This window comes from Nocardia sp. NPDC057227 (assembly GCF_042669725.1).
GTDB lineage: Bacteria > Actinomycetota > Actinomycetes > Mycobacteriales > Mycobacteriaceae > Nocardia > Nocardia asteroides_A.
The window spans coordinates 15,025-32,386 of sequence record NZ_JBHUXA010000036.1; the positions used below are offsets into that span (position 1 = coordinate 15,025).

General features: G+C 69.5%; 36 protein-coding genes. 35 read left to right on the forward strand and 1 reads right to left on the reverse strand.

All coding sequences use genetic code 11. From position 1 onward, the window contains the following. Nucleotides 1-39: 39 nt before the first annotated feature. The 33 genes from ACFUJ1_RS31950 to ACFUJ1_RS32110 all read left to right on the forward strand — a co-directional run bounded on the left by ACFUJ1_RS31950 (nt 40) and on the right by ACFUJ1_RS32110 (nt 14,593). Nucleotides 40-894, forward strand: coding sequence for an HNH endonuclease (locus ACFUJ1_RS31950; RefSeq protein WP_378651042.1), 855 nt, complete (start codon nt 40-42; stop codon nt 892-894). Then, on the forward strand, nt 894-1,964 hold the full coding sequence (locus ACFUJ1_RS31955; RefSeq protein ID WP_378651043.1) for a hypothetical protein: 1,071 nt from the start codon (nt 894-896) through the stop codon (nt 1,962-1,964). The genes ACFUJ1_RS31950 and ACFUJ1_RS31955 overlap by 1 nt, the downstream gene beginning before the upstream one ends. Next, a complete protein-coding gene (locus ACFUJ1_RS31960) occupies nt 1,961-2,488 on the forward strand; it encodes a hypothetical protein (RefSeq protein WP_378651044.1) in 528 nt (175 codons plus the stop codon). The genes ACFUJ1_RS31955 and ACFUJ1_RS31960 overlap by 4 nt, the downstream gene beginning before the upstream one ends. Then, a complete protein-coding gene (locus tag ACFUJ1_RS31965) occupies nt 2,485-2,784 on the forward strand; it encodes a DnaB-like helicase N-terminal domain-containing protein (protein WP_378651045.1) in 300 nt (99 codons plus the stop codon). The genes ACFUJ1_RS31960 and ACFUJ1_RS31965 overlap by 4 nt, the downstream gene beginning before the upstream one ends. A gap of 154 nt (nt 2,785-2,938) precedes the next feature. Next, entirely contained in the window at nt 2,939-3,532 is a 594-nt protein-coding gene (locus ACFUJ1_RS31970) for a hypothetical protein (RefSeq protein ID WP_378651046.1), read from the forward strand. After that, on the forward strand, nt 3,529-3,693 hold the full coding sequence (locus ACFUJ1_RS31975) for a hypothetical protein (RefSeq protein ID WP_378651047.1): 165 nt from the start codon (nt 3,529-3,531) through the stop codon (nt 3,691-3,693). Before ACFUJ1_RS31970 ends, ACFUJ1_RS31975 begins: the two co-directional genes overlap by 4 nt. Then, nucleotides 3,690-4,142 carry a hypothetical protein gene (locus tag ACFUJ1_RS31980; protein ID WP_378651048.1) on the forward strand — a complete coding sequence of 151 codons (453 nt, stop codon included), beginning with the start codon at nt 3,690-3,692 and terminating at the stop codon, nt 4,140-4,142. The genes ACFUJ1_RS31975 and ACFUJ1_RS31980 overlap by 4 nt, the downstream gene beginning before the upstream one ends. After that, the gene (locus tag ACFUJ1_RS31985) at nt 4,139-4,360 is read left to right on the forward strand and encodes a hypothetical protein (protein ID WP_378651049.1); all 222 of its coding nucleotides are present in this window, start codon (nt 4,139-4,141) and stop codon (nt 4,358-4,360) included. The genes ACFUJ1_RS31980 and ACFUJ1_RS31985 overlap by 4 nt, the downstream gene beginning before the upstream one ends. Then, nucleotides 4,357-4,740 carry a hypothetical protein gene (locus ACFUJ1_RS31990; protein ID WP_378651050.1) on the forward strand — a complete coding sequence of 128 codons (384 nt, stop codon included), beginning with the start codon at nt 4,357-4,359 and terminating at the stop codon, nt 4,738-4,740. Before ACFUJ1_RS31985 ends, ACFUJ1_RS31990 begins: the two co-directional genes overlap by 4 nt. A gap of 109 nt (nt 4,741-4,849) precedes the next feature. Then, complete coding sequence (locus tag ACFUJ1_RS31995; protein WP_378651051.1) at nt 4,850-5,092, forward strand: hypothetical protein; 243 nt, start codon at nt 4,850-4,852, stop codon at nt 5,090-5,092. A gap of 11 nt (nt 5,093-5,103) precedes the next feature. Then, entirely contained in the window at nt 5,104-5,340 is a 237-nt protein-coding gene (locus ACFUJ1_RS32000; protein ID WP_378651052.1) for a hypothetical protein, read from the forward strand. A 133-nt stretch (nt 5,341-5,473) separates the two neighbouring features. Next, nucleotides 5,474-5,728, forward strand: coding sequence for a hypothetical protein (locus ACFUJ1_RS32005; protein WP_378651053.1), 255 nt, complete (start codon nt 5,474-5,476; stop codon nt 5,726-5,728). Further along, entirely contained in the window at nt 5,725-6,021 is a 297-nt protein-coding gene (locus tag ACFUJ1_RS32010; protein WP_378651054.1) for a hypothetical protein, read from the forward strand. Before ACFUJ1_RS32005 ends, ACFUJ1_RS32010 begins: the two co-directional genes overlap by 4 nt. Nucleotides 6,022-6,235: 214 nt before the next feature. After that, nucleotides 6,236-6,709: a hypothetical protein gene (locus ACFUJ1_RS32015; protein WP_378651055.1), complete on the forward strand. Its 474-nt coding sequence runs from the start codon at nt 6,236-6,238 to the stop codon at nt 6,707-6,709. Nucleotides 6,710-6,781: 72 nt separating this feature from the next. Further along, complete coding sequence (locus ACFUJ1_RS32020; RefSeq protein ID WP_378651056.1) at nt 6,782-7,486, forward strand: hypothetical protein; 705 nt, start codon at nt 6,782-6,784, stop codon at nt 7,484-7,486. Continuing rightward, the gene (locus ACFUJ1_RS32025; RefSeq protein ID WP_378651057.1) at nt 7,483-7,860 is read left to right on the forward strand and encodes a hypothetical protein; all 378 of its coding nucleotides are present in this window, start codon (nt 7,483-7,485) and stop codon (nt 7,858-7,860) included. Before ACFUJ1_RS32020 ends, ACFUJ1_RS32025 begins: the two co-directional genes overlap by 4 nt. Beyond that, complete coding sequence (locus tag ACFUJ1_RS32030; protein ID WP_378651058.1) at nt 7,857-8,132, forward strand: hypothetical protein; 276 nt, start codon at nt 7,857-7,859, stop codon at nt 8,130-8,132. The genes ACFUJ1_RS32025 and ACFUJ1_RS32030 overlap by 4 nt, the downstream gene beginning before the upstream one ends. 301 nt (nt 8,133-8,433) lie before the next feature. Beyond that, complete coding sequence (locus ACFUJ1_RS32035; RefSeq protein ID WP_378651059.1) at nt 8,434-8,781, forward strand: hypothetical protein; 348 nt, start codon at nt 8,434-8,436, stop codon at nt 8,779-8,781. A gap of 191 nt (nt 8,782-8,972) precedes the next feature. Continuing rightward, on the forward strand, nt 8,973-9,140 hold the full coding sequence (locus ACFUJ1_RS32040; protein ID WP_378651060.1) for a hypothetical protein: 168 nt from the start codon (nt 8,973-8,975) through the stop codon (nt 9,138-9,140). Next, nucleotides 9,122-9,391: a hypothetical protein gene (locus ACFUJ1_RS32045; RefSeq protein ID WP_378651061.1), complete on the forward strand. Its 270-nt coding sequence runs from the start codon at nt 9,122-9,124 to the stop codon at nt 9,389-9,391. The genes ACFUJ1_RS32040 and ACFUJ1_RS32045 overlap by 19 nt, the downstream gene beginning before the upstream one ends. A gap of 97 nt (nt 9,392-9,488) precedes the next feature. Next, a complete protein-coding gene (locus ACFUJ1_RS32050; RefSeq protein ID WP_378651062.1) occupies nt 9,489-10,025 on the forward strand; it encodes a 3'-5' exoribonuclease domain-containing protein in 537 nt (178 codons plus the stop codon). After that, nucleotides 10,022-10,369 carry a hypothetical protein gene (locus ACFUJ1_RS32055; protein ID WP_378651063.1) on the forward strand — a complete coding sequence of 116 codons (348 nt, stop codon included), beginning with the start codon at nt 10,022-10,024 and terminating at the stop codon, nt 10,367-10,369. Before ACFUJ1_RS32050 ends, ACFUJ1_RS32055 begins: the two co-directional genes overlap by 4 nt. Beyond that, a complete protein-coding gene (locus ACFUJ1_RS32060; protein ID WP_378651064.1) occupies nt 10,366-10,662 on the forward strand; it encodes a hypothetical protein in 297 nt (98 codons plus the stop codon). The genes ACFUJ1_RS32055 and ACFUJ1_RS32060 overlap by 4 nt, the downstream gene beginning before the upstream one ends. 190 nt (nt 10,663-10,852) lie before the next feature. Next, nucleotides 10,853-11,113, forward strand: coding sequence for a hypothetical protein (locus tag ACFUJ1_RS32065; RefSeq protein WP_378651065.1), 261 nt, complete (start codon nt 10,853-10,855; stop codon nt 11,111-11,113). Continuing rightward, the gene (locus ACFUJ1_RS32070; RefSeq protein WP_378651066.1) at nt 11,110-11,328 is read left to right on the forward strand and encodes a hypothetical protein; all 219 of its coding nucleotides are present in this window, start codon (nt 11,110-11,112) and stop codon (nt 11,326-11,328) included. Before ACFUJ1_RS32065 ends, ACFUJ1_RS32070 begins: the two co-directional genes overlap by 4 nt. Further along, entirely contained in the window at nt 11,325-11,522 is a 198-nt protein-coding gene (locus ACFUJ1_RS32075; protein WP_378651067.1) for a hypothetical protein, read from the forward strand. The genes ACFUJ1_RS32070 and ACFUJ1_RS32075 overlap by 4 nt, the downstream gene beginning before the upstream one ends. Before the next feature lie 92 nt (nt 11,523-11,614). Next, on the forward strand, nt 11,615-11,986 hold the full coding sequence (locus tag ACFUJ1_RS32080) for a hypothetical protein (protein ID WP_378651068.1): 372 nt from the start codon (nt 11,615-11,617) through the stop codon (nt 11,984-11,986). 161 nt (nt 11,987-12,147) lie between these two features. Continuing rightward, nucleotides 12,148-12,426 (forward strand): hypothetical protein, encoded by a 279-nt coding sequence (locus ACFUJ1_RS32085; RefSeq protein ID WP_378651069.1) that lies wholly within the window; start codon nt 12,148-12,150, stop codon nt 12,424-12,426. 1 nt (nt 12,427) lies between these two features. Next, entirely contained in the window at nt 12,428-13,189 is a 762-nt protein-coding gene (locus ACFUJ1_RS32090) for a DUF4417 domain-containing protein (protein WP_378651070.1), read from the forward strand. Further along, on the forward strand, nt 13,186-13,470 hold the full coding sequence (locus tag ACFUJ1_RS32095) for a hypothetical protein (protein ID WP_378651071.1): 285 nt from the start codon (nt 13,186-13,188) through the stop codon (nt 13,468-13,470). The genes ACFUJ1_RS32090 and ACFUJ1_RS32095 overlap by 4 nt, the downstream gene beginning before the upstream one ends. A 148-nt stretch (nt 13,471-13,618) precedes the next feature. Continuing rightward, nucleotides 13,619-13,987, forward strand: a complete 369-nt coding sequence (locus ACFUJ1_RS32100) for a hypothetical protein (protein ID WP_378651072.1) — start codon at nt 13,619-13,621, stop codon at nt 13,985-13,987. Nucleotides 13,988-14,056: 69 nt separating this feature from the next. Next, the gene (locus tag ACFUJ1_RS32105; RefSeq protein ID WP_378651073.1) at nt 14,057-14,278 is read left to right on the forward strand and encodes a hypothetical protein; all 222 of its coding nucleotides are present in this window, start codon (nt 14,057-14,059) and stop codon (nt 14,276-14,278) included. Nucleotides 14,279-14,281: 3 nt separating this feature from the next. After that, complete coding sequence (locus tag ACFUJ1_RS32110) at nt 14,282-14,593, forward strand: HNH endonuclease (protein ID WP_378651074.1); 312 nt, start codon at nt 14,282-14,284, stop codon at nt 14,591-14,593. Here the strand turns inward: ACFUJ1_RS32110 and ACFUJ1_RS32115 are convergent. After that, a complete protein-coding gene (locus ACFUJ1_RS32115) occupies nt 14,550-14,852 on the reverse strand; it encodes a hypothetical protein (RefSeq protein WP_378651075.1) in 303 nt (100 codons plus the stop codon). The genes ACFUJ1_RS32110 and ACFUJ1_RS32115 overlap by 44 nt on opposite strands. A gap of 471 nt (nt 14,853-15,323) precedes the next feature. On the opposite strand from ACFUJ1_RS32115, the gene ACFUJ1_RS32120 reads away from it, so the two are divergent. Then, entirely contained in the window at nt 15,324-15,758 is a 435-nt protein-coding gene (locus ACFUJ1_RS32120; RefSeq protein ID WP_378651076.1) for a hypothetical protein, read from the forward strand. Further along, entirely contained in the window at nt 15,730-17,361 is a 1,632-nt protein-coding gene (locus ACFUJ1_RS32125; protein ID WP_378651077.1) for a terminase, read from the forward strand. The genes ACFUJ1_RS32120 and ACFUJ1_RS32125 overlap by 29 nt, the downstream gene beginning before the upstream one ends. Nucleotide 17,362: the final 1 nt, after the last annotated feature.

A 17,362-nucleotide genomic window follows, 5' to 3' on the forward strand; every position in this document is an offset into this window, starting at 1 on the left:
TCCCAGCGTTGAGACCTCCGGACCGAACGAGGAGCAGAGATGAGCGTCAGCAAGCGGGTCCGGTACGAGGTACTGCGGCGCGACAACCACACCTGCCGGTACTGCGGCGGCGCCGCGCCGGACGTGAAGCTCACCGTCGACCACGTCGTCCCCGTCGCCCTCGGCGGCAGCGACGACCCGACCAACCTGGTCACCGCCTGCGCGGACTGCAACGGCGGCAAGACCTCAACCGTGCCGGATGCGCCGCTCGTCGCGGACGTGAACGCGAAGGCGGTCGAGTGGGCCAAGGCGATGGCGATCGTCGCGCAGGGTCGCGCCGTGGAGCGGGCCGAGCGCTACGACATCGCCGCCGGACTGTTCGACCACTGGGCCAAGTTCCGGCCCGACGCCGGCGCCGCCTCGGCGCTGCCGGTCGGCTGGGAGAACTCGATCTGGCAGTTCATGGAGGCCGGGCTGGAGGTCGAGGACCTCGAAGAGCTGATGGTCCTCGCGCTCACCACGGCCACCGTCTCGCAGAAGTGGAAGTACTTCTGCGGCTGCTGCTGGAAGAGCATCAAGCGATCCCAGGAGCACGCCTCCCGGATCGTCGCCAACTGGAGCAGCGACACCGTCACGGACGACGACGATCGCGTGTACACGCCGGAGGTTGTGGACTGGAGGTGGGAGTGCCTCGCGAAGGAGTGGCGCGAGGACTACGGCACCCAGTTGGCCGAGTGCATGTGCGACTACATCCGCGGCGAGGCCGAGTTCTGCGGCGATTACGTCTGCAAGCTCCAGCTCCACACCCTCGGCTCCGGGATGCGGATGAATCCGGAGTACGTGCGCACGTTGCTGACCGCGACGGCCGCCGATGCGGCCGAGCGGATCGCCCGAGAAGACCAGGAGGCCCACTGATGCCCGCTGGAGCACGAGACCACGGCCGCATCCCCTGCGGTCTCTGGAACAGCAAGCCGTTCCGCGCCCTGTCCCGCACCGCGCAGGCGATGTGGGCGCAGCTGACCTCGGACCGCGACGTCAACAACGCCGGCGTCCTGCCGTTGCAGGTGGCGAAGTGGGCGGGCGGCTGCGACGAGATGACCGAGGCGGACATCTGGCGTGACCTCACCGAGCTCGCGAAGGCCGGGTTCATCGTCGTCGACCGCGACACCTTCGAGGTGCTGCTGCGCTCGCACCTGCGTGACGACGGGCTGCTCAAGCACAAGTACATCTGGCTCAACGCGATGAAGTGCATCCGCGCCGCGGCCTCACCGCAGATCCGCAAGGCGCTGGCGATCGAGCTGTACAAGTTGCAGCGCCCGGAGGCTACGGAACTGGCCGATGAGCTGGCCGGGGAACCGGATCCCGATCCCGATGAGATGCCATCCGAATCCCATTCCGATCCCACCCCTTCCACCCCCGTGGAATCCCATTCGAATGCCATCCCGATCCCATCGGGGTCCCATCCCGAACCCACCCCCTCCACCCCCTCCGAAACGATGGCATCGGAATGCCATCCCGATCACTGCGGTGAAGGTGAGGGTGAGGGTGTAAGTAACTGTTCTGAAATTGGTTACGTTGAAAGATCTTCTTCGTCGGAAACCGCGACGAAGGCCGATCAGCCGGAGCGCCCGGATGCCGAAGCGCTCTGCGCCCACCTCTGCGACCGCATCCGCGCCAACGGTTCGAAGGCCGCCGTCACCAAGCGCTGGCGCATCGAGGCCCGGTTGCTCCTCGACCGCGACGGCCGCGACTTCGACAAGGCGATGCGGCTCATCGACTGGTCCCAGGACCACCACTTCTGGAAGACCAACATCCTGTCGATGCCCAAGTTCCGGGCGAAGTACGACCAGCTCCGCCTCCAGGCCAACGCCGAGTACCGCCCGCAGCTGGCCGTGGTCAACGGCGGCATGTCCCGCGCCGACGAGAAGGTCGCCCGGTACCTGAGCTACGGCACCCCGAGCCGCGGGCAGGGGGAACTCGAATGATCACCGACGAGGACAGGCAGACCGCAGGCATGGTCCTGGCGAAGTGCGCCGCGAACGACCCGTGGTTCCCGGCGGGTGGTGAGTCCACGGTGCTGGCGTGGGCCGAGGTGTTTTCCGAGTCCGGGCTGGGTCGTGAGGATCTGCTGGCCGGGGTGGCTCGGGCGTACCGGGTGTGCGAGGACGGGTTCCGCCCCTTGCCGGCGTCGGTGGTGCGGCACGCGAGGGCGGCGTACTTCGAGCAGTTGAAGTCCCTGCCCGAGGACCGGCGCCAGCTGATGGAGCGTGCGAATCACGTGCTCCAGGACATGGGGTTCGCCCCGCCGGTGGCGCACCGGTGGGCTCGGCGGGTGGCGTTGGGCCGCTCCCCGAACGTGAACCTGACCGAGGACCAGATCGCGGAGTTCAAGAAGCGCATGGCCGAGCGGGAGGCGATCGAGCAATCGCCGCCGCGGCCGATGGGCGAGATCGAGTTCGGGCGCTCGGTGGACGAGGAGCCCGACGAACCGACGGAGGACGAGTCATGACCGAGCCCACCCCCAGCGTCGTGGACATCGCGACCGAACAGGCCCAGCTGGGCTGGATGCTGTGCAGCCCCACCGGAATCGCCAACGCCATCTACCGAGCGCTGTCGGAGACCGACTTCCGCATCGGCGGGCACGGCGCCATCTTCCGGGCGGTGATGGACATCCACGCCCGCGGCGAGGTCGTCGACCCGGTGACGGTGTGCGCCGAGCTCGAGGAGCGCGGGGAGTTGGAGGCGGTGGGCGGGCCGGCGTACATGGTCACGCTCACCGCGACCTACGACGGGCCGCGGTTTTGAAGCCCCCGCCGATCTCCGCCGTGTACGCGGACTGCATCCACCGCCCCTGCCCGACCTGCTCCTCCGCCCCCGGTGAGCCCTGCCGGAACCCGATCAACCGCCTGCCCCGGCGGATTCCCTGCGTGACCCGAACCCGAGACGAGAGCGAGACCCGATGAGCGGCCCATTCACCGACGCCACGCTGCTGGAGATGACCACCAGCAGCGCCTTCGATGACGTCCACCAGAACCTCGCCCGTGCGCTGCTCGATGCCGGGGACCGTGTCGTCCGGCTGGAGGCTCAGGAGGCGCTGTTCCGGCGGCTGCTGAACGAGGAGCGGGCCCGCCACGGCGTGACGCAGTCGATGCGCGCCGACGAGCTGACGACGAAGGGCGTGCTCCGCGCCCGCGTCGCCGAGCTGGAGGATCAGCTCGAGCGAGCCGACGACCCTTGCCCCCACGACCCGGTGGGCTACGTCCACGCCGGCCCGGTCTCGGTCCACTCCTGCGCTGCCTGCCGGGTGCGGGTGGAGGGGTGGGTGCAGTGGCGGACGGGGGAGCGGGCGACGTTCACGCGGTTCACGAGGAAGCCGAGCGAGTACCTGTCGATGGAGCCGGAGTGGGCGACCGAGGCGTACGGCTTCCCGCCCGCGCCGGAGGCCTTCCAGGAGCACGTCGCCTCCGATGGCAGCCACTGGACCTACGAGCTGACCGGGCCGCGCCGGATGTGGGAGCTGGCCCGGTACGCACCCGAGGAGGTGCAGTCGTGACCGAGGCGAAGACGTACCCGTGCGCCAAGTGCGGCGCGCAGAACCCCGACTGGTGGACGTTCGAGACCGGGTGGCCGAACCGCATCCGCTACTGGTGCCTCGGCCACATCCCGTGGACGGCGCGGCTGCGGCTGTGGTCGCAGGAGAGGGGCGACCGGTGACTCAGGTTCCGCGCTCGATCGGGGATGCCGATTCCGGCCCCCTGGTGTCCACGGAGAGCGATCGGGGGGTGGCCAGCGGGCGTGGAGCCGCCACCGGGGACGGGCGGGGGTGTGTGGAGGCGGGAGCGATCGACCGCATCCGCGCCAGCGAAACCCCCGACCGGCTCGCCCTGATCCGCGCCCTCGCCGAACGGTGGATCGCCACCCCGAACGACTACGACGAGGACACCGAGCAGCGCATCACCGACGGCTGGGAACTGCGCACCCTCCTCGCCGCCACCGAGCCGTTCGACTTGGACGAGCTGCCCGCCCGGACGTTGCGGGCGAGGCAGGAAGCCGACGCCGCTCGCCGCGGTGTGCCGTTCGATCCGGCCGACTACGACGGCTTCCTCACTGTGATCGACGACGACCGGGATGAGCCGACCACCGAAGGAGAGGGCCACTCATGAAGAACCGCGACTGGCGCAATCAGGCCGAGTACGTCTACAGCGAGTCCCGATTCCTCATCGGCGAGGCCGATGACGGACGCCTGTACGCCCGCCAGCTCCGGCGCCCGGTCTACCGCCGGTTCGACCGGCGGAACCCGCTGCACTGGCTGGCGTGGTTGGGCACTCGTCTACGCCTCCAGGTCGTGTGGCTCGAGTTGGAACCGGCGGGTACCGAATGACCACCCGGAAGCGCTCCCGCGCCAGCGCCAAGGCGGCAGGCACCCGCCACGAAACCTCCATCGCCACCTACCTCGCCACCCACGTGGACGACCGCATCGAGAGACGCCGCCTGTCGGGGTCGAAGGACCGCGGCGACCTGTCCGGGGTGCGCACCATCCATGGCGGCCGGGTCGTGGTCGAGGCGAAGGACCACGGGGGCCGGGTGCAGGTGGGGCCGTGGCTGAACGAGGCCGACACCGAGCGCCGAAACGACGATGCAGTGGCTGGCGTAGTGGTGGCGAAGCGAAGGGGCGCCTCCGATCCGGGGGCGCAGATCGTCCTGATGACCGTCCGGGATCTCGTGGCCCTAATGACGGGGAACAGACCGCCCGAGTCATGAGTCGGCGCGGGAAACCCGCTGGTAGATGGTAAGATTCGGGGGTGGCCGGGAGGTGTGGAGACCGCCCGGCCACGGACCGAATCCACCCCGTAGAAAGTGGAGTTCAGCCATGAATGATCGTACCGAGGCCCGGCGGCAGCGCTTGATCGCCCGTGCCACCGAACTGGGGGTCTTCGACCGCCCCGAGGATCGCACCGACGAGGAGCTGTTCTGGGCTATCCGCGCCGAGGAGTCGGGTGCCGACTGGCTCACCCGCGTGGAGTCGCTGCCGTCCGATGAGGCGAAGCGGGATGCGTGGCGGCGCCTCTCGGATCAGATGTGGGCGGCGGCCCGCGCGGGAGGGCAGCCGTGAGCGGGCATGGGATGCCGAGCACGTTCGCCGCGCCGCGCGACTGCGAGCACAACTGGGAGGCGGTCTCGATGGTGTTCGAGGGTCAGCTTCTCGACCGGGAAGGCCGAGTCGTTGTGCGTCAGCCCGATCCTCGCAAGGGCAGGGTGTACTTCATCTGCCGAGGCTGCGCCTCCCACACGTACATGACGACGCAGTGGCTGGGTTGCCGCATGTACGGCAGCGAGGACGCCATCCCCGAGGAGCATTGAGAGCGGATGGGGACCAGTGCCTATAGCAGGCCCGCGTGGAGCCCCGAGGATCAGGAGGAGCCCTCGTGACCGTCGGGGATCACCCGCTTGCTAGCTCGCAAGCCGAACTGGCAAGCCGGACCGAGGAGAAGCGATGAACGCGATCGAGAAGGCCATCCCGGCCGAGGTGTGGCGGGTGTGGAATCCGGCCGACGACTGGAAGCAGTACGGCGAATGGGTGGACTGCCGTCCGCCACTGCGGAACCTGACCGAGGGCATGGCGGTGACGGTGGACTACGCCGACGGGCGGCGCATGAGCTTCCGCGTGGTCGGTGGGCAGGCGACGCCCGAGTCGGAGTTGCTGCCGAAGATGCTCGCCTGGCGCGATCCATTCGAGGGCCATCCGTGAGCGCCTGGGAGTACCGCTCGAAGGCGGCAGCCCTCCTGACCGAGGAGCAGGCATCCACCCCGGAGGAGATCGCGGGCGAGCTGATCGGCGCGGGCTACGTCCAGCCCGTCGACCGCGCTGCCGTGGCCGAGGAGCTGGCGAAGCACGACGGCATCTACCTCGAGGACGACACCGAGTACTGCGAGTGCGGGAAGTGGCTGGAGCGCGAGCAGTACGAGTGGCCCGATCATGTCGAGGACATGCTGGACCGGTGGATCACCGAGGCTGGCCGAGCGGAGAGGACGAGCGCATGAGCAACCGTGGCGATGGCCTGGGTGCTGCCCTGGGGTTCCTGGACGGACCCCCGGAGCGGGTGGAGTGGTGGCATCCGCTGTGCATCATCGGCAGGCACAGGCCGGGGCCGTTGACCGCGATCCCCCGTCTGGAGCGGTCGGCTTCGATGGATCAGCTGGTGGAGCGGGGCTGGGTCGAGCGCCGCTGCCTCCGCTGTGGCAGGTCGCTGTAGCCATGGCGAACCCGGAGCAGCCCGTCCTCGACGAGATCGACCGGTTGGTGTCGTGGCAGATCGAGGAGGGCCAGCGCCGCGGCGACGGACCGGACCTCCCCGAGGAAGACGAGCCGATCCTGGTCGGCGGTCCCGGCACGCTCATCGACCCGGAGATGCGCGACCGTGGCCCGGCCCAGCGCCTCCCCGAGGGGCCGTGGTGGCGGTGCGACAGCCCTCTCCATGTCTGGTTCGAGTTGATCAGCGAGCGCCAGGGGCCGGGCTGGAGCAACGTCGCGCACGTGGTGAAGGTCTGTGATGTCGAGGTCGCACGCTGGGTGACGCCGATCGGGTATCCGCTCTCGGAGATCTACCAGGTGGAGCTGACCGTCGACTCATGGGAGCGGCCAACCAGCGTCCGGCTGCCACGCTGGATCGCCCTGCGCTGCCCCACCCGGCCATCGCACGGCACATGGCGGGAGTGGTCGCCCGAGTAGCCGCGTTTGCGCTGCTGAGCACCCCTGCGCGGCGGCTCGAGATCCGTCGCGGATTTCCCTAGACTCGAACCTATGAGCGACCTCCTCCACCGGTGCCGCCAGGGGAAGCGATGCAAGTCCCGCACCCGCACCCCCGCGAACGAGTGGTTGGCGTGTGGGGTGGAGCGCCCGGACTCGTTGTGTCGGGCGTGTGAGGAGTCGGCGTTCGACGCCATCCGCGAACTCGACAGCGACATGGGGTCGCTCGAAGCCGCGTGGCACGAGATCAAGGCCACCGTGTCCGGGCCGAAGGTGTCTGGGTCGTCGGAGTTGCCGATCCCGATCCCGCTGGGCGTGGATGCCCTGCTGCGGGAGATCGACGCCGAGGTGACCCGCTGGGCCATCCGCGCCACGGGGGGCGAGGAGCTGAGGAACGCGCACTCGATGTTGTGCGCGAACCTGGGCACCCTCGTGGACCTCCCGCCGCAGCGGGTGACGGTGTGGCAGCCTCACCCCGACGGCGGGGACGACCCGGGAGACCTCGTGCTGGATGGGGTGGACGCTGTGCTGCGGCTGGCCCGGTTCCACGGTCGGGCGCAGGCGATGCTGGGACTGACCGAGGTGACGACGCTGCTGCCCGACCCGTGCCCGCACTGCGGGCGGAAGGCGCTGGCAGTGTCAAAGGATCAGGAGCGGGTGATGTGCCAGGGGTGCCGAATCTGCTGGGACTCGGCGCACTTCGCGCTGCTGTCGAACGTGCTCGACTACGAGCGCCGGGAAGTGCGGGCAGTCGCATGATGCAGGACCCGCACGAGATGCGCCGCTTCATCGCCGGGCTGATCAGCCGGGCGCAGCGAGGCAAGAAGGCATGGCCGCCGGAGGAGCCGGACTTGATCGCGGCGGACGCGGTTGTGGCCGAGACCCGCTGGCATTCGGTGGTCGCTCTCCCGCAGCGCGTCCACCCGGCCTTCTTCGCCGCGGGCGGGCTGCTGCAACCGGTGAGCATCACGAACCCGTCGAAGGAGATCCCGTCGATGGTGCGCCAGGGCGACGACGTGTTCCTGCCGCCCGAGCACGCCCGCCTCATGGCCGCCGCGCTGATCGCGGGCGCTCGGCTGGCGGAGCAGACGCAGGCCGAGTTCATGGCGGCTCAAGGAGACGATGCGCCGTGACTGTCATGACGGACTTCCACGAGTTCATCCAAGCGCTGATCGCGGGCGAGCTTCCGTGGGAGGTGTGGGAGTGGGAGTTGCCCGAGGACCCGCCGAGGCGGCACTACGGCCCGTTCGAGTACCGAGTGGTCTCCCGGCACCGCACCCAGAACGCCGCCATCAACTCGAAGAACAGGCAGCCGCCCGCTCCGGCGAGCTGCTGGTATCGGGTGATCGACCGCAGGTGGCCGCACCTGGAGAGCGGCGTGTGGCGAGAGCGGGTGGCGGCATGAGCGATCCCCGCACCGTCATCTACTCCTGGTGTACGTGCGGCCACGCGGACACGTGGCATATAGACGGCGGACCCTGCACCTACATCACCACCCACTTCGAATCCGCTGACGGGGAGCTGGTGATCGACGACCCCGGCGACGACTGCGGGGCTCTGCAGCTGGGGCATGTGGATGTCTTCGTGTGCCACGACTGGGCGCCCGCTGGGGAGGGGATGGTGCGCTGCTGCCTCAACTGCCCGGCGGAGTGGCCGCAGTGGCTTCGAGAACCGATGGGCTTCTGCAAGCCAGGGGGCACCAGCAGATGACCATCAAGCGCAGCAACCTGGATTGGGCTCGGGACATCGCCCGCGCCTACCGGTCCGCTCTCCGCGCCGAGAACCCCACCCGTTGCGACGAGCTGGACGAGTTGGCCCGCAAGCGCGGCCAGCTCTGGGTGGCCCCGACCGCGATCCCTACGGAGGCGGCGGAGTATGGCATGGACGCGGTGCTCCCGGCGAAGCTGATCGAGCGGTTCTGGGGCATCCCGGCGGCCACGCTGTACGGCTGGAAGTCGAAGGGTCTGCTGGCCGACCGCGGCGAGCCTGGGGCGCCCGCGTTTCTGGTGCAGGACGTGGTCGATGTGCAGGCCCGGAACCGGAAGACGGCGTGAGGCGTGGCGACTGGACAGCGGGTTGATCTTCCGGGAAGATCGAGCGCAATGGCACAGTTGTGTCCGCGCTCGGCCGACTCCGGCCCCTCAAGTCTTCGGAATTTCCTTACCGTTGGCTCCCGCGCCTTCCCCTGAATTCCATCCCTGCCGGTTCAGGGCTGGGCCCGCAACCTTGAACCCGAGGAGGCGTCGTGGCCCGGATGCTCGGCAAGGCGGCATGGGATGGCCTGTTCTGCCACTGCTGCAACGACCGCCGCTCCAACCATCACCAGCGGCAGCGTGAGGAGCAGGAGTGGCGGCGGGAGTCCGACCGGCAACTTCGATCGCCCGAGGAGGCGTCATGGCCGACCCGCACGTAGACAACCGCGAGCACGGCCACGTCACCTGGTGGAAGGGCTTCGGCCCCACGGCCACCTTCGACGTCTACAGCGGCCCGTGCACCCACATGGAGGGCATCAGTCATCTGGGCCGCTGTGTCGCGTGGGGTTGGGACTTCCGCCACTACACGCTCGACGAGTGCCAGCGCTGCCATGCGCGGGCCTGGCATGACGAGCGGATGCGCCCGACGACCCCGTGGCTGGCGACGCAGCCATCTCTGATCGGAGTCTGATGCTCGAAGCCTGGATCCGTTCGTGGCTCCATCCCGCTCCCCGGAGCCTGGAGTTCCATGCCCCGGTCGGCTGGCTGGAGATCCCCTGGGGGCCGGCGTGACCCGGTACAGCTACGACACCGAGTTCCTCGAGGACGGGAAGACGATCGCGCTGATCTCGATCGGCATCGTCTCCGAGTCGGGTCGGGAGTACTACGCCGTCAACCGGGACGTGCCCGTCCGCCGCATCCGCAAGCAGCCGTGGCTGATGGAGAACGTCGTGCCCGGCCTGCCCAAGCCCGCAGGCGACTGGAACAACCACATGCCCCGCTCGTGGCTGTTCGACTACCACAACCGGGCGGTGAAGAAGCGGGACCGGATCGCCGCCGAGGTCCGCGAGTTCCTCCTCGCCGAGGGTCCGCCGGAGCTGTGGGCGGACTACGGCGCCTACGACCACATCGCCCTATGCCAGCTGTTCGGCCGGATGATCGACCTGCCCGAGGGCCTGCCGATGTTCACCCACGACCTCCAGCAGGCGCTGGAGAGCGCCCCGGAGGGGTTCGTGGTGCCGCAGCAGGAGTCGGGGCTGCACAACGCATTGGAGGACGCTCGGCATCTCGATCGGACCCTGCGAGCGTTGCTGGTGTCCGCGTGAGCGCCCAGCAGCCGCACGTGCAGACCGAGGTGCAGCGGGTGTGGGAGATCCTGCTGGACGACGGCAGCGTCTACACCTTCAATGAGGAGCCCACGGCCGCCGCCGCGCTGGCGAAGGCCGAGGCCGACCGTGCCGCCTCCGTCGAGATGATGGAGCGGTTCGAGGCCGAGTATGGCCCCGGCGAGAGCGAGAAGGGTGCCGACTACTACCGGTCCCTGCGCTACGCCAAGGTCCGTCAGCGCACCGGCGTGAGCGTGAACGTCTACACCACCGAGTACGGCCCGGAGATCGCTGCCGAGGAGCTGGATGTCCAGCGGTCGGCGCGCACGGAGGAGCGGGCGTGAGCGACGACGAGTCCGGCTACGTCTTCAAGATGCCGTTCGTCACGGTGACCAGCGAGGGTGGTCCGCACGAGGACCGCGCCTACTGCGCCGGGTTCGCCATGGGCGAACTGGACATGGCCCTGCGGATGCGCAAGGCCATGGACGCCTGGCCGCTGTCCAGGCCGATCGAGACGGTGAACCGGCCGCAGGCGGACCTGATCGCGATGAAGCACGGCTGCGTTGCCTCCTTCGCCGAGACCGAGGTGGAGGGCTGGCTGACGCTGACCGTCGATGTGGCCGAGGAGGATGCATGACCGACCTGACTGCCACTCCCGGCCGCCGTTTCGAGGTGGGCCGTTACACCTTCGAGTACGACCGGCAGCGCCCCCGTGGCCGCCGCTGGGGTTGCGAGAGCCGTGGGCGAGGCATCTCCTGCTGCGCCACTCCGCTTCACGCCTGGGTTGGGTTGCGGCGCTGGCTGGCCGAGAAACCCAGGGCGCTGTGATGCACCTCCTCGCCGTCGGGTTGCGCTTCACCGCCCGCCGTCTCCTTGCCCTGTCCAACCGCCTCTCCCCTCCGGTCCCGCTGCCTGCGTCTCACCCGGCAGCGAGAGCCGTCCTGGCGCGGGCGGGCCTGGAGAAGGTCGGCCCGGGCTGCTGGCGCTACACCGGCTCCAACGGCACCCCGTGGCTGCTGCGGGGTTCGGCGAGCCCTGGAGTGCAGTTGACCCCGATGTCCGACCCCTACAGCCAGGAGAAGCCGTGAGCCGGAAGTTCGCAGGCAAGGTGGTCGTGGACCGCCGGGCCGGGATCGTGACGGTGGATGGCGAGGAAGTCCCCTGGGAACTCTCGGCCGACATCGGCGTGACCGTCGAGCTCGGCGACCCGAAGCGCACCACGGTGAGCACGGTGGTGCTCGGCATCCTCTGCGACGACGTGGAGGTAATCCCGGCCGACCGGGGCGAGGCGGAGAAGCCGTGAGCACCCCCGCCGACCTGAACGCCGACTTCACCGCGGGCAACTGGTTCGTCCAGGACGTGAAGCAGGTGATGGACCTCTTCGCCGTGATGGTCGGCGCACCGGAGGGCCACTACGACCCGCAGATCGAGGACGTGCGCGAGTACGGGCAGGACTACGTGCTGGCGCGAGCCCGAGCGGAGCTGGAGGCGCTGTGAGCGTCCTGGCTGACCGCTGGGACCGTTTCCTGCTGTGGGTGGCTCGGCGCATCGTCTCCCGCTTCGGCATCCACTACTGAGGAGCAGCTTCCATGGGTTGGTCGATCGGCTACGACACGAACTGGAAGCGGGACATCGGATACGGCGTCCCGGCCCAGTGCGACCACCCGGACTGCACCGAGGAGATCCACCGGGGCCTGGCCTACGTCTGCGGCAGCGAGCCGTACGGCGGGGAGCACGGCTGCGGCCTGTACCTCTGCTCCGTCCACCTGCTGTACGCCGAGGTCGACGATGAGGTGGTGCAGGTGTGCGGCCGGTGCGCCTCCGACGCCGAGCCGTTCACGCCGAAGCCGGATGTGGCCGAGTGGCTGCGGTGGAAGCTGAGCGACGCGAGCTGGGCCGAGTGGCGCGGCGAGAACCCCGCCGAGGTGGAGGCGCTGACCGCCCGCCTCGCCACCGTCTAACAAGATCATTCTTCCGCGTTTCCGCTGGTGGCACCCCAACCGTCGCCCGCTATGTCCGATTAGGAGTGCCCCATGGGTTCCGTCGACCTCGACACCGTGCTGACCGTCGGCAAGGTGGCCCTCATCGTCATCAAGGCCGTCATCGAGATCCTCGGGGCGCTGTGATCCGCTCCCGGCTCGCCGCGGTCCTGCGCTCGCTCGCCGACCGCCTCGCGCCTCTCCCGGCCGAGCGCGTCTTCATCGGCGGCCAGGACGGCGAAGGCGACGACGCGCTGTACCCGTCGGCGATCGTCGCGGCATCCGCGCTGCCGACCTGGTACCGCCCGGCGACCCTGTTCGTCGACTCCGTTGTGGTGGGCGCTGGCGGCGGGGGTGGTGGTGGCGGGATCTCGTTCGGCAATGATGGCTTCGGCGGCGGCCCGGTCGGCGCGCCCGCCTGACATGACCACCACCGAGCCCGAGTGCGTCACCAAGCTCCTCGGCACCAAGTCCTCCCACCGCTGGCAGTCCAAGCCCGGCCGCATGGACTCCCTGAACCTCCGCTTCGTCTGGCCGACGGACTCCCGTTGGGGCATCCCGACCTTGCAGCCGTGCGGGTTCGAGCCCGAGTCCCTGGCCGCCTGGCACGACCCCTCCGCTCGGGTGATGGCCGCGGGCACGGGCGCCCTGCACTTCTTCCTCGACGACTACCGCTTCGAGCGCACCTGGACCTCCCCGGAGGCCGCCACCACCCGGGTAGCGGAGGTGGGTGCCGCGCTCACCCCCGACTTCAGCCTCTGGCGGAACATGCCCTTGGCCGCTCAGGTGTGGCAGGTGTACCGCTCTCGCTGGGTGGGGGCGTGGTGGCAGCACTGCGGCCTCAAGGTCATCCCCACGGTGTCGTGGGCCGGGCCGGAGACCTTCGACTTCGCCTTCGACGGCCTGCCCGCCGGGGCGACGCTGGCGGTCGGGACCGTCGGCCTGCGCGACCCGGAAGCCAAGACCCTGTTCCGCGCCGGGGTGGCCGAGTTGCTGACCCGCTGCACCCCGAGCCTGTTGCTCGTCTACGGGCGGCTGCCCGCCGAGTGCGACGACCTCGACCTTCCCCGGGTACGCGGGTACCCCACGTGGTGGCAGACCCGAAAGGCAAGGAGCACGGCATGGGTGGACGAGGAGCTTCCGGCGGGGCGGCAGCCAGCAAGCCCGATTCCCCTGGATCTGTGACCGAGCGGATCGAAGAAGCCTATGACCGGCTCAAGTCCGAGCCGGAGGCGTACGTGCGGTTCAGCGACCTCCGCGAGGCTCTGGGCAGCCGTGTGAGCCGCGCCGAGTTCGACGCCGCCGTTCGCGATATGGCCGCCGCCCCGGGCGCTCACATCCACGACGAGGCGGATCAGAAGACGCTCAAGCAGCGCGACTTGGACGATGCGGTCGTGCTCGGCGGCACCCGCCGCCACAACCTCCTCCTGGAGACCAGCTACAAGCGGTCGAGGCGCAAGAAGTGACCCCCCAGCAAGCCCCGTGGCTCCACCTCTGCGACGAGGGCTGCCCCATCCCCGGGCCGCTACACCGTGGCCGCCCGGCCGCCGGTGTCGGGGTCGCCCCGCGCGACTGCGACTGGCGACCGACCCCCCGAGATGTGAGGTGACCTCAATGTCGCGGATCACCGAACTCTGGAACGCCATCAAGGCACTACCCCGAATGGAGGCTCTCATGGGCGAAGTAGCGAACACCCTGAACCAGGTCAGCGACCGGCTCGACAAGGCCAGGGGCGAGATCCTCGGCGAGCTCGAGGCCCTGCGGACCCGGCTGGCCGACGCCGGCAAGCTCGACCACGAGGACCAGGCCGCGCTGCAGCGGGCCGCGAAGGCCGCGGAGGGGCTCGACGGGATCGTGGACGACGCGACCCCGCCCCCGGCCGAGGAGCCCGGCCCCGCCGACCCGGCCCCGGCCGAGCCCGTCGCGGGTGAGCACGAGGACCACGTGCACTGGGCGGCCGAGCCGCAGGAACCGACCGCCTGATCTCCTCGCGCCCGCGCACGACGAGGTGCGCGGGCGCCGAAGGGCACCACCCCACAATCGAGGAGCACGATGGCCGACCAGCGAGCAATCCAGTGGACGGGGCAGCCCGAGTTCAACGTCGAGCTCTGGGAATGGTCGCGCGGCCAGATGATGCTCGCGCGGGTCGAGCCCGGTGAGCCCCCGGCCGCCGTCCTTCACGACGGCCCCCGCAACGAGTACCGCACCGCCGAGCTGGGCGACTGGATCGCCGAGCGAGCGGACGGCTACGCCATCACCCCCATGCCCGCCTGACCGATGCCCTGGGGTACGGCATCCCGGGCCCGCACCAGCACGGCAGCCCACAAGTCCCAGCGCCTGCGCATCCTCCGCCGAGACCGCTACCGCTGCCGGCTCCAACTCCCGGGCCGCTGCATCGGTAAGGCCACGACCATGGACCACGCCAAGCCGGTCCACCTCGGCGGCACCGACGACGACGCCAACATGCAAGCCGCCTGCGCTCCGTGCCACGCCAAGAAGTCCTCCGACGAGGGACACGCAGCACAGCAGGCCAAGCGAGACCGGCTCAAGCTGCCGACCTCGCCACATCCCGGACTCCGGCGAACCTGAGTCCCGTCACGGCGATGAACCTGGCCCGCGAGTAGTACGACACCCGCTCACCCACACGCGCCGGCCCCTCGTCCCCGCGGACGAACACGTGCAGCCCGCGACCGGACAGTGACACCTCGACCCACAACGCGGCGTCACCCACCTCGGCCAGCACCGCGACGGCATCGGGGTGCAGCCGACCGTCCTCCCCGATCACCCCGTCGAGGTCCCAGCAGGCCAGCCCGTCGCCGAGCATCACCCCGTGAGGCAGCGCCTCCACCCTGACGTACCCGCACCACGTGGACGGGTCGGTGGAGGAGGCAGGACTGCCATCGGGTCGCACAGGCCGCTTCCCGTCACGAGCCGTCCAACGCTGCGAGACCTTCACGACTTCGGGAATCACGACGAGACGACGCGAACGGCGCTTGCGGCACCGCTGCCCGCACACCACGGGCGCCCGGCCACGCCCCGACCACCTGATCAACCCCCCGCATTCGGTGCATTCCATACCCGAATCATACGCTGACCTGCGGATTGTCACGACAAGATGGCCGAGCCGCCCCGCACAGCCCTCCGTCTCACCCAGGGTCACCCGAACCCGCCGTCCGTCCACCCGTCAGCCCACGCCCCATCCAGGCGCACATCCAACCCCGTGGGGGGATGCCCCGACCCGCCGGCCGCCAAAGCCGTCGGAGCCCAATGCGCCTAGGGGTCCGTACGGGATAGCAAGCCCGCCCCCGCCACCGAGGAGGTGATCGCCGTGCCCGGTCCCGTCCCGAAGCCGGCCTCCCGGCGGCGCCGCCGGAACAAGCCGAAGTCGCAGGGTGAGGCCGAGGCGGAGCTGGTGTACGGCGCGGTGGACGCTCCTGAGCTCGGGTTCGACGCGCACAGCTTGGTGTCGGACCTGTACGAGACGTTGGCCTGCTCGGTGGAGGGGCAGTTCTACTCGCCGGCCGACTGGCAGCGGGTCCGGCTCGAGCTGCACTACCTCAACGGGCTGCTGACGGCCGAGAAGGTGCCAGGGGCCATGGCATGGGCGCAGGTCCAGGCCGCGCTGCAGGCGCTGCTGGTGTCGCCGGCGGAGAAGCGGCGGCTGGGGATCGAGATGCGGCGCCCGGTGGTGGATGCCGACGAGGACGCGGCCGTGGTGCAGATGAATGAGTACGTCAACCGTTTCTCCGGCTGACCGTCTGGTCACGCTGCCCGAGCAGGTGCCCCGGCTGACGCTCGGGTGGGAGGCGATCAAGTGGGCCTCGAAGTACCTGCGGCAGCCCAACGGCCCTCACGCCGGTGAGCGGTTCGCGTTCGTGGACAGCCAAGTCCGTTTCCTCCTGCACTGGTACGCGCTGGAGGAGGACGGGTCGTGGGTCTACCACCACGGCGTGCGGCGGCTGGCGAAGGGGTCGGGTAAGTCGCCGTTCGCCGCGGTGCTGTCGCTGATCGAGCTCTGCGCTCCGGTGCGGCTCTACGACTTCGACCCGAAGGTGCCGGGCGGATGCTGCGGCAAGGCGGTGGCGATGCCGCTGGTGCAGATCGCGGCGACGGCCGAATCCCAGACGGCGAACACGATGCGGATGGTGCGGGCGTTCGCGCCGAAGGGCTCCCGTGTGCTGGCCGATCACGGCTTGGAATTCGGGCGCACCCGCTACAACAAGCTCCCCGAGGGCGCGCTGGAGGTCCTGACCTCCTCGTCGTCGGCGGTGGAAGGCGCGGAGGCTACGCACGTCACCGCGGACGAGACGGAGTGGTGGCTGCCGGCCAATGGTGGCCCGACCCTTGCCGCGACCCTGCTGGACAACCTGACCAAGAGCGGCAATCGGATGTTGGAGACCTGCAACGCCTGGAAGCCGGATACGGGCTCGGTGGCGCAGTCGTCGTGGGATTCGTGGGTGGAGCAGGAGGAGAGTCGCTCCCGCAACACCTCGAAGATCCTCTACGACGCCCGGATCGCCCCGCCGACGACGGATATGGGTGACGAGGATTCCCTGCGGGAGGCTCTCGAGCACGTGTACGGGGACTGCTGGTGGGCGGATGTGCGGCCGATCATGGTCCGCATCTGGGACAAGAAGTCCCGCCCGGACGACTCGAAGCGGAAGTACCTGAACTGGCCGACCGCTCCTGAGGACGCCTGGTGCGACCCGCAGAACTGGTCGAAGATGGCGGACCCGACGGTCGTCGTCGCCGATCAGGAGCCGATCGGGCTGTTCTTCGACGGCTCGAAGTCCCGAGACGCCACCGCCTTGCTCGGAGTGCGGGTGTCCGACGGGCACGTATTCACCCTCGGGGTGTGGGAGCCGGACAACTCCCACGACTCCACAGACCAGGTGCCCGTGGCCGCGATCGACGCCGCGGTGGAACGAGCCTTCGACCGCTACGACGTCCAGGCATTCTTCGCCGACGTGAAGGAGTGGGAAGGCTTCACCAAGGTGACCTGGCCCGGGCGGTACCGGGACAAGCTCACCCTCTGGGCAGTACCGGGGGGGAAGACTCCGGAGCCGATCGCCTGGGACATGCGTACCCACGTCTACGACTTCACGATGGCTTCCGAGCTCACCGAGGCCGAGATCGTCGAGGGAACCTTCACCCACGACGGGGATTCACGGACGGCCCGGCACGTCACCAACGCTCGCCGCACCGACAACCGGTGGGGCGTGACGGTCAAGAAGGAGTCGCCGAACTCCCCGGACAAGATCGACGGCTGCGTGTGTGTGATCGGCGTCCGGATGGTGTGGCGGTTGCTGAAGGCGGCTGTGCCGCAGGAGAAGAAACGATCCGGGAGGGTTTGGTGAC